This window comes from Streptomyces sp. NPDC044002, assembly GCF_056434525.1.
The window spans coordinates 22,503-37,220 of record NZ_JBWKEZ010000074.1; the positions used below are offsets into that span (position 1 = coordinate 22,503).

Here is a 14,718-nt window from a genome sequence, read left to right on the forward strand (position 1 = left end):
GGCCATTCCCCCTTCACGCGGCAGGCTGGGTGCGGGACGCTCGCAAGGTGGCCGCAAGTGGCCGACAGGTTATGAGGAGGCATCAGGTGGTCGACGCAAACCAGACGTTCATCATCGTCGGCGCGGGGCTGGCCGGGGCCAAGGCCGCCGAAACGCTGAGGGCGGAGGGGTTCACGGGCCGGGTGATCCTGATCGGCGACGAGCGCGACCATCCCTACGAGCGGCCCCCGCTGTCCAAGGGCTACCTGCTGGGCAAGGAGGAGCGCGACAGCGTCTTCGTGCACAAGCCGTCCTGGTACGCGGGCGCCGACATCGAGCTGCACCTGGGCCAGCCCGCCGTGCACCTGGACCGGGAGGCCAAGACGGTGCGCCTGGGTGACGGCACCCTGATGCACTACGACAAGCTGCTGCTGGCCACCGGTGCCGAGCCGCGCCGCCTGGACATCCCGGGCACCGGCCTGGCCGGGGTGCACCACCTGCGCCGGCTCGCCCATGCCGACCTGCTGCGCAAGGCGCTGACCTCCCTGGGCCGGGACAACGGCCACCTGCTGATCGCGGGCGCGGGCTGGATCGGCCTGGAGGTCGCGGCGGCCGCGCGCGGCTACGGCGCCGAGGTGACCGTGGTCGAGCCGCTGGCCACCCCGCTGCACGCGGTGCTCGGTCCGGAGGTCGGCCGGCTCTTCACCGACCTGCACACCGAGCACGGGGTGCGGTTCCACTTCGGCGCGCGGCTGACGGAGATCGTCGGCCAGGACGGCATGGTGATGGCCGCCCGCACCGACGACGGGGAGGAGCACCCGGCGCACGCGGTGCTCGCCGCGATCGGGGCGGCGCCTCGCACCGCGCTCGCCGAGACCTCGGGGCTGGCCCTGGTGGACCGTGAGCACGGCGGCGGCATCGCCGTGGACGCCTCGCTGCGGACCTCCGACCCGGACGTCTTCGCCGTCGGGGACGTGGCCGCCGCCCACCATCCGGCGCTGGGCACCCGGCTGCGCGTGGAGCACTGGGCCAATGCCCTCAACGGCGGCCCGGCCGCCGCGCGGGCGATGCTGGGGCAGGACGTGTCGTACGAGCGGGTGCCGTACTTCTTCTCCGACCAGTACGACGTGGGCCTGGAGTACTCCGGGTACGCGCCGGCGGGCGGCTACGACCAGGTGCTGGTGCGCGGGGACGTGGGCAAGCGGGAGTTCGTCGCGTTCTGGCTGTCGGACGGCCGGGTGCTGGCCGGGATGAACGTGAACGTGTGGGACGTCGTCGAGCCCATCCAGGCCCTGATCAGGTCGAAGGCGCCGGTGGACCGCGAGAAGCTGGCGGATCCCTCCGTTCCGCTTGAGTCTCTGGTGCCGGCCGAGGGGGCCTGACGGGTTTGCCGCCGCCCGGCCGTAGAATTCACGGGTGGCAGGACGGATCAACGACGACGACGTGAAGGCGGTACGGGACGCGGTCCCGATCGACGCCGTGGTCTCCGAGTACCTCCAGCTGCGCAACGCCGGCGGCGGCAACCTCAAGGGCCTGTGCCCCTTCCACGACGAGAAGTCCCCGTCCTTCCAGGTCAGCCCCAGCAAGGGCTTCTACCACTGCTTCGGCTGCCAGGCCGGCGGGGACACCCTCGACTTCATCATGAAGATCGACCACCTCTCCTTCTCGGAGGCGGTCGAGCGGCTGGCCGGCCAGGCCGGCATCACCCTGCGGTACGAGGAGGGCGGCTACACCGCCGGCACCAGCGGCCGCGGCGAGCGGATCCGCCTGGTCGAGGCCCACAAGGCCGCCGCCCTCTTCTACGCGGAGCAGCTGGGCGGCGCCGAGGCGGAGATCGCCCGCCGCTTCCTGGCGGAACGCGGCTTCGACCAGGCGGCGGCCCAGCACTTCGGCGTGGGCTACAGCCCGGCCGGCTGGGACCACCTGACCCGGTTCCTGCGCGGCAAGGGCTTCTCCGACAAGGAGCTGATCCTCTCCGGGCTGTCCCAGGACAGCCGCAGCGGCAAGCCCATCGACCGCTTCCGGGGCCGGCTCATGTGGCCGATCCGGGACATCAGCGGCGAGGTGGTCGGCTTCGGCGCGCGCAAGCTGCGCGAGGACGACAACGGGCCGAAGTACCTGAACACCCCCGAGACGGCGATCTACAAGAAGTCCCAGGTGCTGTACGGCATCGACCTGGCGAAGAAGGAGATCGCGAAGACCTCCCGGGCGGTGGTCGTCGAGGGCTACACCGACGTCATGGCCTGTCACCTGGCCGGCGTCACCACGGCCATCGCCACCTGCGGCACGGCCTTCGGCGGGGACCACATCAAGATCCTGCGGCGGCTGCTGATGGACAACGCCACCGCCGAGGTGATCTTCACCTTCGACGGTGACGCGGCGGGGCAGAAGGCCGCGCTGCGGGCCTTCGAGGACGACCAGAAGTTCGCGGCGGAGACCTCCATCACCATCGCCCCGGGCGGCATGGACCCCTGCGACCTGCGCCTCGCGCAGGGCGACGCGGCGGTGGCCGGGCTGGTGGACGCCCGCACCCCGCTGTTCGAGTTCGCCCTGCGGCACATCGTGGGCCGGCACAACCTGGAGAACCCGGCGGGGCGGGCGGCCGCGCTGGCCGAGGCCGCGCCGGTCGTCGCCAGCATCAAGGACCTCTCCATCCAGCACGAGTCGGCCGTCCAGCTGGCCGGGATGCTGGGCATCCTCGACGAGCAGTTCGTGGTCAAGCGGGTGGCGCAGCTGGCGCGCTGGGCCCGCGAGCGCGGCAACCAGCCGCAGCAGCAGGGCCGGGGCCGCGCCCAGGAGCCGGTCCCCGCTCCGCCGCCGGCGTCCGTCGGCGGCGGGCCCGCGCTGAACCTGCGCAGCCCCGCCCACCGCACCGAGCGCGAGCTCCTCAAGCTGGCGCTCCAGCGGCCGGCCCTGGTCTCCCCCGCCTTCGACGCGTACGGGACCGACGAGTTCACCGCCCCGCCCTACGCGGCCGTCCGCCAGGCCATCCAGGACGCGGGCGGCGCGGCGCAGGGCACCGAGGACTACCTGGCCCGGGTCCGCGAGGCCGCGCCGAACGACACCGTCCGCGCGATGGTCACGGAGCTGGCGGTGGAGGCCATCCACACCAAGACGGTGGACGAGGTCTACGCGGGCGTCCAGCTCGTGCAGGTCCGGCTGCGCGCCGTCGACCGCCGGGTCCTGGAGATCCAGGGCGCCATGACCCGGCTGAGCCCGCAGGCCCCGCCGGAGCAGCACGCGGCGATCCAGCAGGAGCTGTGGGTGCTCCAGCAGTACGGGCAGCGCCTGCGCAACCGCGGCGCCGAAGGGCTCTGACCCGCCGGACCGCCGGGGGCTACCGCCGCAGCCAGTCCCCGCCCGGGATCTCGGTGCCCGTCTGCGCGAGGCGGCGGGCCAGCGGGGCGGCCGCCAGATAGACCCAGGCCCGGACCCGGCTGCCGTCGGGGCGCACGGCCTCGCGGGCGACGCGGTCGTAGACGTTCCCCGGGCGCCCCGGGCCGGCGTACTCCTCCAGCAGGTCCAGCGCGACCAGCAGCTGCGCGTACTCCCCCGGCGCGGCGGTGATCAGCTCCCCGGCTATGGCGGAGCCGGGGCGGTCGACGGCGTACGGATAGCCGGGCCCCTCGTACAGCGCCGCGTCCGGCAGCCGGGCGGGCTCCTCGGCCGCCGTCCGGCCCTTCAGGAACAGGTCGTGGTTGACCTCCCCCGGCCGCAGCGTCCCGTACACGAAGAACGGCAGCATGCCCGGTCCGGTTCCCGCTCCGGATCCCGGCCGATCGACCGATGCCACAGGTCCCTCCCTCGACTACTACTGGACGGTGCGGGTCCGGGCCCAAAGGCCTCTCTTCGCCGCGCACCACCACCGTACGCACCGCTGTTACACAATCTCCCGGCTCCCGTGACGGGCGCCCCATAACGTCAGGTTCCGCCCGTTTCCCGACCCCACCCCCGCTCCCCCATGACGCGATCCCCCCACCGCTCCCGCGGCGCCGCCGCCACCGCCGCCGCCCTGCTGCTCTGCGCCGCCGCGTCGGCGTCGGCGGGCTGCGCCGCACCCGGCGGGCTCGCCGAGGGCGAGCCGGTGGCGCCGGTCTCCCCGCAGCCGCAGCCGCAGGCCCTGTGGCCGGCCTGGTCCGAGGACTCCCCGCGCGCGCCGGGGGCGGCCACCGGCACCCGCCAGCCGCCGCCCGCGCCGCTGCCGGACGGGCCCGAGGTGGGCCCCGGGGGACTGGCCGCGGTGGACGTGATGGCCGTGGTGAAGGCGGACAAGCGGATGAAGCTCCTCGCCGGCAAGGGGGTGATCAACGCCCCGGGCCGGTCCGGGATCCGCCCGCCGGTCTTCCTCGACCTGACCGGGGACGGGCACAAGGAGATGGTCGTCGCCGCGGACACCGAGAGCGGCCGCACCGCGATCAGCGTGTACGCCGCCCGGGGAAAGGGGATCGTCCCCGTCCTGTTCACCATCGGGCGGCGGATGGCCGCCGAGTCCATCGGCCGGGACCTGCTGGTGCGCACCGCCCCCGACGACGGCTCCGAGCAGGCCGTCCGCTACCGCTGGGACGGCACCCGGATGACGGTGGTCAACGACGAGCGCCGCTACACCAAGCCCCGGGACCCCTCGTGAGGGCCCGGTTCCCGGTCTCGCCCGCCGACTGCCGGCGCCGGCTACGCGCCCTCGGCCTGCGCTGGAAGATCGCCGCCCTGCTGGCGGCCGGCTGCTCGCTGGTCGCCGTCACCATCGGCGTCCTGATCCACGAGGCCCGGGCCCGCCAGGTGTCCGACGCCGCCCGCAAGAGCGCGGTCGAGCAGCTCGTCCGCGTGCGGCAGATCTACGAGATCACCGGACGGCTCGACTCCGACAAGGTCGGGGAGGCCGACGCCCGGGTCGACTGCCCCTCCACCCCGCAGGAGCTGCGCCGGGCCGCCCTGGACGGCCGCCGAACCACCTACCTGGACCTGACCGGACCGGACCCGGCGGTGTGGGCGGCCCGGCCGGTGGGCAGCGGGCACGTGCTGACGGTACGGCAGTCCCTGGCGGCCGAGCAGGCCGAGCTGGAGGAGCTGGACGCGCAGCTGGCCGCCTCCGGAACGGGCGTGGTGGCGCTGGCGGCGGTCGGCGGGGCGCTGCTGGCCAGCCGGCTCAGCAAGGACCTGCGGACGGCCGCCGAGACCGCCCGGCGGATCAGCGCGGGCGACCTGGACGCGCGGATCGGCCCGTCGGGGCCGCCGGGGACCCGGGACGAGGTGGCCGAACTGTCCTCGGCGGTGGACACCATGGCGGCCAGTCTCCAGCAGCGGCTGGAGGCCGAGCAGCGGTTCACGGCGGACGTGGCGCACGAGCTGCGCACCCCGCTGACGGGCCTGCACACGGCGGCCGAGCTGCTGCCCGCCGGGCGGCCGACGGAGCTGGTCCGAGACCGGGTCGCGGCGCTGCGGACCCTGACGGAGGACCTGCTGGAGGTGGCCCGGCTGGACGCCGACCGGGAGGAGGCGCGGCTGGAGGAGCACGTGCTGGGACCGCTGGTGGCCTCGATCGCGGAGCGGTCGGGGGTGGCGGCGGAGGTGGTCGGCGCGGACGGGACCGCCGGAGGGCCGGGCGGGGTGCGGGTGCGCACCGATGCCCGGCGTCTGGAGCGGATCCTGACGAACCTGCTGGTCAACGCCCGGCGGCACGGGAGCGGCCCGATCACGGTGACGGTGTCGGGGACCTCGGTGACCGTCCGGGACCAGGACGGTCCGGGCTATCCCCCGGCCCTGCTGCGCGAGGGGCCGAGGCGGTTCGTGACGGGGACGCCGGAGCGGGGCCAGGGCACCGGGCTCGGGCTGACGATCGCGTTCGGGCAGGCCCAGGTGATCGGCGCCGAGGTGACCCTGTCGAACCCGCGGCCGGCGGGCGCGGCGGCCGTCGTGACCCTGCCGCCGGCCTGACGTCACCCGGACGGCGTGGGCGGACACGGATGCCCCTACACGGCTCTGACCTGCGCGGATACGGTTCGGCGGGGCGTCGGCGGCGGGATCTGGCGCAGGCTCGGCAGGCGGTGGGCGGGCGGGCCGGTTTTCCTCGGAACACGACCCCGTGTCCCCTGGAGTACCCATGCGCCGCAGCACCGCCCACGTGCTCACCGCCACCGCGCTGACCGCCGTCGCCTTCGCCGGGCCGGTCGCCGGGGCGGTGGCCGCCGCGGAGCTCGGCATGACGGCCTTCGCGCCCGGGGACTTCGCCGTGCTGGAGGTCCGGCCGAAATCCGCCGCCCCGGGCGCCACCGTCACCGTGCACACCAAGGCCTGCGGCCGGGGCAGCCGGGCCGAGGGTGATGCGAGCACGGTGGAGGGCGGCCGCTTCGAGCTGGCCCCGGGCGGCCGCGAGGACGTGGTCACGGGCCGGTTCCGGATCGGTCAGGGCCTGCGGCCGGGCACCTACGGAATCGGCGCCACCTGCGCGAACGGCAAGTTCGCGACCGGCGACCTGGTCGTCACCGAACGCGGCCCGCAGGGCCACGTACGGACCGGGGTGGGTGGTGGCACGACCACCGCCACCGACCCCGCCAAGATCACGGCGGGAGCGGCAGTGCTGGCCGCGGCCGCCGTCGGCGGTACCTGGCTCCTGCGTCGCCGGGCGAGCGGCACGCGGAGCTGACGGGCGCCCACCGCGGCTGCGGCCGCGGTCCGACCGGTACCGCCCCCCGTCGCCCGCCCCGCGAGGTCCCCCCGTTCGCGGGGACGGGCGACGGCCACTCCAGGAACGGCGAGACGAGGGGGTACGGCGCATGCGTGGCGGCTTCCCGGCTCTGCGGGGACGCCCCCGGGCCCGGGGGAGCGGACGCCCCGGAGTCCGCGCGAGGGGCTCCGCCGGGGCGCTCGCGGCGCGGGCCGGGCTGGTCGCGGCAGCCGTGTGCGCCGGGGTCTGGCTCATCGGCAGCGGCTCGGCCGTGACCGTGCGACCCCCGCTGCCCTCCGCCGCCGAGGCGCTGAGCGCGCAGCCCCTCTACGCCGGGAGCATCGACCCGCTCCCCGGCTCACCGCCGGTGCGGATCAGGATCCCGTCGATCCGGGTGGACGCCCCGCTGACCGGGCTGGGCCTGGACCGCGACGGCAGCCTCGAAGTGCCCCCGCCGGCCCGCCGGGAGCTCGCCGGCTGGTACCGGGACGGGACCGCGCCGGGCGCGACGGGCACCGCGGTGATCGCGGGGCACGTCGACCACGCCAGCGGCCCGGCGGTCTTCTACCACCTGGGCGCGCTGCGCCGGGGGGCCTCGGTGGAGGTCGACCGGGCGGACGGGCGGACGGCCGTGTTCACCGTGCACGCGGTCGAGGTGTACGACGCCGGGGCCTTCCCGGACCGGCGCGTGTACGGGCCCTCGCCGCGCGCGGAGCTGCGGGTGATCACCTGCGGCGGCGCGTTCTCGCCGCGCACCGGCTACCAGGGCAACGTGGTCGTCTTCGCCCACCTGACGGGGGTGTCGTGAGACCGGGACCTTCTAGCCCCACTGTTCGAGGCCGAGCTTGACCACCAGGGCGCCCACCACGGTGAGCAGGACGCCGCGGACGAAGCCGCTGCCCTTCTTCAGTGCCATCCGGGCGCCGACCATGCCGCCGGCCAGGTTGAAGACGGCCATCAGGGCGGCCAGCTGCCAGAACACCATGCCCTGGTAGGCGAACATCGCGAGCGCGCCGGCGTTGGTGCAGCAGTTGACGATCTTGGCGGTGGCGGAGGCGGTGACCAGGTCGAGGTGGAGCAGGGCGGTCAGGGCCAGCACCAGGAAGGTGCCGGTACCGGGCCCGATGAGGCCGTCGTAGCAGCCGATGCCCAGGCCGGCGAGGGCGATGGTGAGGAACACGCGGCCGCGGGAGACGGGCGAGGCGGCGGGGGCGGCGCCGAAGCCCGGCTTGAAGATGACCACCGCGGCGACCACCACCAGCACCCCCATGATCAGCGGCCGCATGGCGTCCTTGCTGATCCCGCCGGCGAGCGCGGCGCCGCCCACCGATCCGGCGAGCGCGGCCAGTCCGATGCGGACGGCGAGCTTCACGTCGACCGGGGTCTTGCGCACGTAGGTGACGGCCGCGCCGGCGGTGCCGACGATGGCCACCGCCTTGTTGGTCCCGAGGACGGCGGCGGGCTGGGCGTTCGGCAGGCCGAGCAGCAGGGCCGGCAGGAGCAGCAGTCCGCCGCCGCCCACCACCGCGTCGATCCAGCCGGCCGCAGCGGCGGCCACGCACAGCACGATGATCATGGTCGTTGATATGTCAGGCACGGCCACGACCCTAGGTACCGCATCGGTGCAGGGACCATCGATCCCCGGAAACTTGCGCAAAGGTTGAGGTTCCCCGGCCTCACGAACCCCCGGCACGGGCGCTGAGGTCGGTGTTCCGTCCGGGTAACAGGGGCGATGCGGCGGGGAAACAGCCCGCCCGCACGCTCGTGCCATGACCTCGGAACAGCGTGTGGTGGTGATCGGCGGCGGCCTGGCGGGCCTGCGGCTCGCTGCGCGGCTGGGCCCCGGAGCGGCGGTGACCGTGCTCGGGGAGGAGACCCACGCCCCCTACAACCGGGTCCTGCTGGCCGAGGTGCTGGCGGGCCGGTACGCCCCCGAGGTCACCGCGCTCCCGGCCCCCGGCCCGGCGCTGCGCCGGGGCGTCCGGGCGGTGCGGATCGACCGCGCGGACCGGGCCGTGCACTGCGACGACGGTTCGGTGGAGCGGTACGGCACCCTGGTGCTGGCCACCGGCTCGAACCCGGTGCTGCCGCCGCTGCGCGGGCTGTTCGCCCCCGACGGGCGGGAACTCCCCGAGGGGGTGCACGCGTTCCGCACCATGGACGACTGCCTGGCCCTCGCGGCGGCCGTACGCCCGGGCCTGCGGGCGGTGGTGATCGGCGGCGGGCTGCTGGGCGTCTCGGCGACCCGTGCGCTGGCCGCGCGGGGTGCGCAGGTGGTCCTCGCCCAGCAGGCGGAGCGCCTGATGGAGCGGCAGCTGGACGCCGACGCCTCCGCGCTGCTGCGGGACCACCTCACGGCGCTCGGGGTGGAGATCCACACCGAGTGCCGGGTCAGGGGCCTGACCACGACGGGTGCGGCGCCGCGCGGGGCTTCGTCCCCGGGCCGCGTGCCGGCCGGCCCGGCGGGTGCGCTGCGCGGCGCCTCCTCCCCTCCCCGCCCTTCCTCCGTTCCCCGGGGCTCCGCCCCGGACCCCGCGCCTCAAACGCCGGCGAGGCTGCACACGCCCGCCCGGGACCCCGGTCCTCCAACGCCGGCGAGGCTGAACACGCCCGGCCGGGTCCCGCCCGGCCAGGGCCCCCGTCGGGTGACCGGGGTCGAGCTGGCCGACGGGTACCGGCTCGACGCCGACGTCGTCGTCCTCGCCTGCGGGGTCCGTCCGCGCGTCGGGCTCGCCCAGGCGGCCGGGCTGGAGGTCCGCAAGGGCGTCGTGGTCGACGGCCGGCTGCGCACGAGCGACCCGCGCGTCCACGCCATCGGCGACTGCGCTGAGCACGACGGCCGGGTGTACGGACTGGCCGGGCCCGCCCTGGAGCAGGCCGACGCACTCGCGGCGGTGCTGCGCGGGGACGACGCCGAGTACACCGGCACCCGCGCCCTCACCCGCCTCACCCTCCCCACGGCCGGCGGCCCCGGCCCCTTCGACCTCGCCGCGTTCGGCGACCCCACCCCGCTCCCCGGCGACGACGTGCTCCGCCTCGCGGACGCCACCCGCCGCACCTACCGCAAGGTCGTCCTGCGCGGCGACCGGCTGGTCGGCGGGGTGCTGCTCGGCGAGCTCTCCACGGTGGGGGCCCTCGCCCGCACCTGGGAGGGCGACGAGTTCCTGACCGCCCCGCACGACCCGTTCCACCTGCTCACCGACGACGGAGGCCACTGATGACCGTGCCCGAGCCCCTGCCCGCGATCGTGCTCATCGGACACGGCATGGTCGGCCAGCGCTACCTGGAGGCCCTCGCCGAGCGCGGGGCCACCGCGACGCACCGGATCACCGTGCTGTGCGAGGAGCCCCGGCCCGCCTACGACCGGGTCCACCTCACCTCGTACTTCTCCGGGAGCACCCCCGAGGACCTCTCCCTGACCCCGGCCGGCTTCATGGAGCAGCACGGCATCGAGCTGCACCTCGACGACCCCGCCGAGCACGTCGACACGGCCGCCCGCACCGTCACCGCCCGCTCCGGGCGGGTGGTCCCGTACGACGTGCTCGTGCTGGCGACCGGCAGCTACCCCTTCGTGCCGCCCGTCCCCGGCAAGGACGCCCCGGGCTGCTTCGTGTACCGCACCATCGAGGACCTCCTCGCGATCGAGGAGTACGCCAAGACCCGGTCCAACGGAGCCGTCGTCGGCGGCGGCCTGCTCGGGCTGGAGGCGGCGGGCGCCCTCCAGGGGCTCGGGCTCGCCACCCGCATCGTGGAGTTCGCCCCGCGCCTGATGCCCGTCCAGGTGGACGAGGGCGGCGGCGCGGCCCTGCTTCGCACCATCGAGTCCATGGGCCTGACCGTGCACACCGGTGTCGGCACGCAGGAGGTGCTGACCGGCGAGGACGGCTCGGTGTGCGGGATGAGCCTGTCGGACGGCTCCACCGTGGACACCGAGCTGGTGGTGTTCTCGGCCGGGGTCCGCCCCCGCGACCAGCTGGCCCGCGCGGCCGGCCTGGCCGTCGGCGAGCGCGGCGGCATCACCGTCGACGCCCGCTGCCGCACCTCCGACCCGCACGTGTACGCCATCGGCGAGTGCGCGCAGGCCGTCGACGGCCGCGTCTACGGGCTGGTCGCGCCCGGCTACGAGATGGCCGAGACCGCCGCCGAGGACCTCCTGGGCCGGGAGAAGGAGTTCACCGGGGCCGACCTGTCCACCAAGCTCAAGCTGCTCGGCGTGGACGTGGCCTCCTTCGGCGACGCGCACGGCACCGCCGAGGGCAGCCTGGACGTGGTCTGGTCGGACTCCCGCTCCGGCGTCTACAAGAAGCTGGTCGTCTCCCCCGGCGGAGTGCTGCTGGGCGGCGTGCTGGTCGGCGACGCCGACGCGTACGGGCTGCTGCGCCCGCTGACCGGCAGCGTCCCGCCGGTCGCCCCCGAGCAGCTGGTGCTGCCCGCCGGGGCCGGCGCGCCCGTCGCGCTCGGCCCGTCCGCGCTGCCGGACACGGCGGTGATCTGCTCCTGCCACAACGTCACCAAGAAGGCCATCACCGCCTGCGCCACCCTGCCCGAGGTCAAGAAGTGCACCAAGGCCGGCACCGGCTGCGGGAGCTGCCTGAAGGTGATCGGCCAGCTGCTGCCGGCGGCCGCCGACAAGGGGCTGTGCGGCTGCTTCCCGTACACCCGGGCGGAGCTGTACGAGATCGTCCGCACCCGGCGCCTGACCTCGTACCAGGACATCCTGGACGGGCACGGCCGCGAGGAGGCGCGCGGCGGCGACGGCTGCGAGGTCTGCAAGCCCGCCGTCGGCTCGGTCATCGCCTCCCTGGCCCCGACCCTGGGCGCCAGCGGCTACGTGCTGGACGGGGAGCAGGCGGCCCTCCAGGACACCAACGACCACTTCCTCGCCAACCTCCAGCGCAACGGCTCGTACTCGGTCGTCCCGCGCATCCCGGGCGGTGAGATCACCCCCGACAAGCTGATCGTGATCGGGGAGGTGGCCCGCGACTTCGGCCTCTACACGAAGATCACGGGAGGTCAGCGCATCGACCTGTTCGGCGCGAGCGTGGACCAGCTCCCGCGGATCTGGGCGCGGCTGGTCGACGCCGGTTTCGAGTCCGGGCACGCGTACGGCAAGGCCCTGCGGACGGTGAAGTCCTGCGTGGGGCAGACCTGGTGCCGCTACGGGGTGCAGGACAGCGTCCGGATGGCCATCGACCTGGAGCTGCGCTACCGGGGCCTGCGGGCCCCGCACAAGCTGAAGTCCGCGGTGTCCGGCTGCGCCCGCGAGTGCGCGGAGGCGCAGAGCAAGGACTTCGGGGTGATCGCGACGGCGAGCGGCTGGAACCTGTACGTCGGCGGGAACGGCGGGGCGACGCCGCGCCACGCGGACCTGCTGGCCCAGGACCTGTCGGACGCCGAACTGGTGCGGCTCATCGACCGGTTCCTGATGTTCTACATCCGCACCGCCGACCGGCTGGAGCGGACGTCCACCTGGCTGGAGCGGCTGGAGGGCGGCCTGGACCACCTGCGGGACGTGGTGGTGCACGACTCGCTGGGGCTGTGCGACGAGCTGGAGGCCCTGATGGCCGACCACGTGGCGCACTACCGCGACGAGTGGGCCGAGACCCTGTCGGACCCGGAGCGGCTGAGCCGGTTCGTGTCCTTCGTCAACGCGCCCGGCGCGCCCGACCCGACCGTGAAGTTCGTTCCCGAGCGCGGCCAGGTCAAGCCCGACCTGGCCGTCCTGACCATTGGAGGACCGGCCCGATGACCGTGGAACTGAAGGTGGCCGAAGGCTGGCTGACGGTGTGCCCGCTGTCGGCTCTCGTCCCGGGGCGCGGGGTCGCGGCCCTGCTGCCCGACGGGAGTCAGGCCGCGGTCTTCCTCGACCGCGCGGGGCGCCCGTACGCGATCGGCAACCAGGACCCCTTCACCGGCGCGCACGTCCTGTCGCGCGGGCTGGTGGGGCGGGCGCAGGGGCGGCCCTTCGTGGCCTCACCGCTGCTGAAGCAGCGCTTCGACCTGGAGTCGGGGCGCTGCCTGGACGACGAGGAGGTGGCGGTCCGGACGTACCCGGTGCGGACCGCCTCCGCCCCGTAGGGCATCAGCCCTGGACCGCGGCCGGGTCCATCCACACGAACTCCCACACGTGGTGGTCCAGGTCCTCGAAGGTGCGGCCGTACATGAAGCCGAGGTCCATGACGGGGCGGGGTTCGACGGCGCCGGCCGCGAGGGCGGCGTCGACGACCTCGTCGACCTTCTCCCGGCTGTCGGCGCTGAGCGCGACCATGACCTCGGTGGTCTTCGAGGCGTCGGCCACCGGCTTGGTGGCGAACTCCTTGAACTTCTCCTCGGTCAGCAGCATCGCGAAGATGCTGTCGCTGACGACCATGCAGGCGGCGGTGTGGTCGGTGAACTGCGGGTTGAAGGAGTAGCCGAGCTTCTCCCAGAAGGCCTTCGCGGCGTCCAGGTCCTTCACCGGCAGGTTGACGAAGATCATCTGGGTCATCTCGGTTCCTCTTCTCAGGTGTGGCGTGGTGCGTGGTGCGCGGTACGCGGTGCGTTGTCGAAGGGGTAGACCCGGGGCACCGGCAGAACTCATCGCTGCCCGGAGAAGTTTTTTCAGGTATCTCGTTTCCGCAGGTCAGAGACGTTGGAAGGGCGGCGTCCGGCAGCCCGGCGGGCTGCGGCGACTGCCCGTGTGCCGGTCGCTCCGGCGTCATGGGGAGTTGGCGTCCCGTCCATGCTGCGCCCCTAGGTTCCTCGACGCATGCGACCCCGCGCCCGGCCGGACGCGGGGGCCCTCCTCCCACAGGAGTGACCGTGGAACGTCGTACCTTCCTGCGCGGTGCCGTGATCGGCACCTCCGCCGCCGCCTTCGCCGGAACCCTCAGCCACGGGGCCGCGTACGCCGCCCCGGCCCAGCCGGGCGCCGGGCCCTACGGGGCCCTCGGCTCGGCGGACGCCAACGGGATCATGCTCCCGTCCGGGTTCAGCAGCCGGGTCATAGCCCGCTCCTCGCAGACGGTGAGCGGCACCTCGTACACCTGGCACAGCGCCCCCGACGGCGGCGCGTGTTTCGCGGACGGCAGCGGCTGGATCTACGTGTCGAACTCGGAGATCAACCCGAGCGGCGGCGCGAGCGCGGTGAAGTTCAACTCCTCGGGCACGGTCACCGGGGCGTACCGGATCCTGTCGAACACCCGGCAGAACTGCGCGGGCGGCAAGACCCCGTGGAACACCTGGCTGTCGTGCGAGGAGGTAAGCCTCGGGTACGTCTACGAGACCGACCCGTACGGGGTGAACGCGGCCGTGCAGCGGCCCGCGATGGGCCGCTTCAAACACGAGGCGGCGGCGGCCGACCCGGTCCGCCAGGTGGTCTACCTGACTGAGGACGAGACGAACGGCTGCTTCTACCGGTTCCTGCCCACCACCTGGGGCAACCTCTCCTCCGGCACCCTCCAGGTCATGGTCGCCGGGAGCGGCGCCTCCGGCTCCTTCAGCTGGCAGAACGTGCCGGACCCGGACGGCTCCCCGACCGCGACCCGCAGCCAGGTCTCGGCCGCCAAGAAGTTCAACGGCGGCGAGGGCTGCCACTACGCGAGCGACACCGTGTGGTTCACCACCAAGGGCGACAACCGGGTCTGGCAGCTCAACCTGTCGAACAGCACCTACGAGCTGGCCTACGACGACTCCCTGGTCCCCGGCGGCGCGGCGCCGCTGACCGGTGTCGACAACGTCACCGGTTCGACGTACGGGGACCTGTACGTCGCCGAGGACGGCGGCAACATGGAGATCTGCGTGATCACCCCGGACGACGTGGTGGCGCCCTTCCTGCGGATCACCGGCCAGTCCTCCTCGGAGATCACCGGCCCCGCCTTCTCCCCCGACGGCAGCCGGCTGTACTTCAGCAGCCAGCGCGGTACGAGCGGCTCCTCGACCGGCGGCATCACCTACGAGGTGACCGGGCCGTTCCGCGTCTGACGCCCGTGCCCCGGGCACCCGGCCCGGGGGGGGGGGGGGGCCCCCCCCCCCGGGCCGCTGAGCGCCCGGGGGAACCAGCCCTCAGGAGAACAACACGCCGCCCTTTAGCGGGGGTA

Annotated in this window: 13 protein-coding genes; 10 read left to right on the forward strand and 3 right to left on the reverse strand. The window is 74.3% G+C overall.

Annotated features, from left to right (window positions below; translation table 11 throughout):
* Positions 1-86 precede the first annotated feature (86 nt).
* Positions 87-1,361 (forward strand): NAD(P)/FAD-dependent oxidoreductase, encoded by a 1,275-nt coding sequence (locus AC07A6_RS35325; RefSeq protein WP_386273206.1) that lies wholly within the window; start codon positions 87-89, stop codon positions 1,359-1,361.
* 34 nt (positions 1,362-1,395) lie between these two features.
* Positions 1,396-3,297: a DNA primase gene (dnaG, locus tag AC07A6_RS35330; RefSeq protein WP_478779823.1), complete on the forward strand. Its 1,902-nt coding sequence runs from the start codon at positions 1,396-1,398 to the stop codon at positions 3,295-3,297.
* 19 nt (positions 3,298-3,316) lie between these two features.
* Here the strand turns inward: dnaG and AC07A6_RS35335 are convergent, their stop codons facing one another.
* Entirely contained in the window at positions 3,317-3,724 is a 408-nt protein-coding gene (locus tag AC07A6_RS35335) for a gamma-glutamylcyclotransferase family protein (RefSeq protein WP_386273216.1), read from the reverse strand.
* 216 nt (positions 3,725-3,940) lie between these two features.
* On the opposite strand from AC07A6_RS35335, the gene AC07A6_RS35340 reads away from it, so the two are divergent.
* From AC07A6_RS35340 to AC07A6_RS35355, 4 genes are all read left to right on the forward strand, one after another.
* Complete coding sequence (locus AC07A6_RS35340) at positions 3,941-4,606, forward strand: hypothetical protein (protein WP_478779824.1); 666 nt, start codon at positions 3,941-3,943, stop codon at positions 4,604-4,606.
* On the forward strand, positions 4,603-5,910 hold the full coding sequence (locus tag AC07A6_RS35345; protein ID WP_478779825.1) for an ATP-binding protein: 1,308 nt from the start codon (positions 4,603-4,605) through the stop codon (positions 5,908-5,910). The genes AC07A6_RS35340 and AC07A6_RS35345 overlap by 4 nt, the downstream gene beginning before the upstream one ends.
* Positions 5,911-6,076: 166 nt before the next feature.
* On the forward strand, positions 6,077-6,619 hold the full coding sequence (locus tag AC07A6_RS35350; protein WP_385771801.1) for a hypothetical protein: 543 nt from the start codon (positions 6,077-6,079) through the stop codon (positions 6,617-6,619).
* A 130-nt stretch (positions 6,620-6,749) separates the two neighbouring features.
* On the forward strand, positions 6,750-7,448 hold the full coding sequence (locus tag AC07A6_RS35355; protein ID WP_362462073.1) for a class F sortase: 699 nt from the start codon (positions 6,750-6,752) through the stop codon (positions 7,446-7,448).
* Positions 7,449-7,460: 12 nt separating this feature from the next.
* On the opposite strand, the gene AC07A6_RS35360 is transcribed toward AC07A6_RS35355, so the two are convergent.
* Positions 7,461-8,237, reverse strand: a complete 777-nt coding sequence (locus AC07A6_RS35360) for a sulfite exporter TauE/SafE family protein (protein ID WP_362462070.1) — start codon at positions 8,235-8,237, stop codon at positions 7,461-7,463.
* A gap of 172 nt (positions 8,238-8,409) precedes the next feature.
* Here AC07A6_RS35360 and AC07A6_RS35365 point away from each other — a divergent pair, with 172 nt between their 5' ends.
* From AC07A6_RS35365 to nirD, 3 genes are read left to right on the forward strand one after another with little or no spacing between them, the layout of a single operon-like run.
* Positions 8,410-9,858 carry an NAD(P)/FAD-dependent oxidoreductase gene (locus AC07A6_RS35365; RefSeq protein WP_478779826.1) on the forward strand — a complete coding sequence of 483 codons (1,449 nt, stop codon included), beginning with the start codon at positions 8,410-8,412 and terminating at the stop codon, positions 9,856-9,858.
* Complete coding sequence (gene nirB / locus AC07A6_RS35370; protein ID WP_478779827.1) at positions 9,858-12,389, forward strand: nitrite reductase large subunit NirB; 2,532 nt, start codon at positions 9,858-9,860, stop codon at positions 12,387-12,389. The genes AC07A6_RS35365 and nirB overlap by 1 nt, the downstream gene beginning before the upstream one ends.
* Positions 12,386-12,718, forward strand: a complete 333-nt coding sequence (gene nirD / locus AC07A6_RS35375) for a nitrite reductase small subunit NirD (protein WP_362462061.1) — start codon at positions 12,386-12,388, stop codon at positions 12,716-12,718. The genes nirB and nirD overlap by 4 nt, the downstream gene beginning before the upstream one ends.
* A gap of 4 nt (positions 12,719-12,722) precedes the next feature.
* Here the strand turns inward: nirD and AC07A6_RS35380 are convergent, their stop codons facing one another.
* On the reverse strand, positions 12,723-13,127 hold the full coding sequence (locus AC07A6_RS35380; RefSeq protein ID WP_362462058.1) for a VOC family protein: 405 nt from the start codon (positions 13,125-13,127) through the stop codon (positions 12,723-12,725).
* 314 nt (positions 13,128-13,441) lie between these two features.
* On the opposite strand from AC07A6_RS35380, the gene AC07A6_RS35385 reads away from it, so the two are divergent.
* Positions 13,442-14,602 (forward strand): alkaline phosphatase PhoX, encoded by a 1,161-nt coding sequence (locus AC07A6_RS35385; RefSeq protein ID WP_478779828.1) that lies wholly within the window; start codon positions 13,442-13,444, stop codon positions 14,600-14,602.
* The last annotated feature ends 116 nt before the right edge of the window (positions 14,603-14,718 follow it).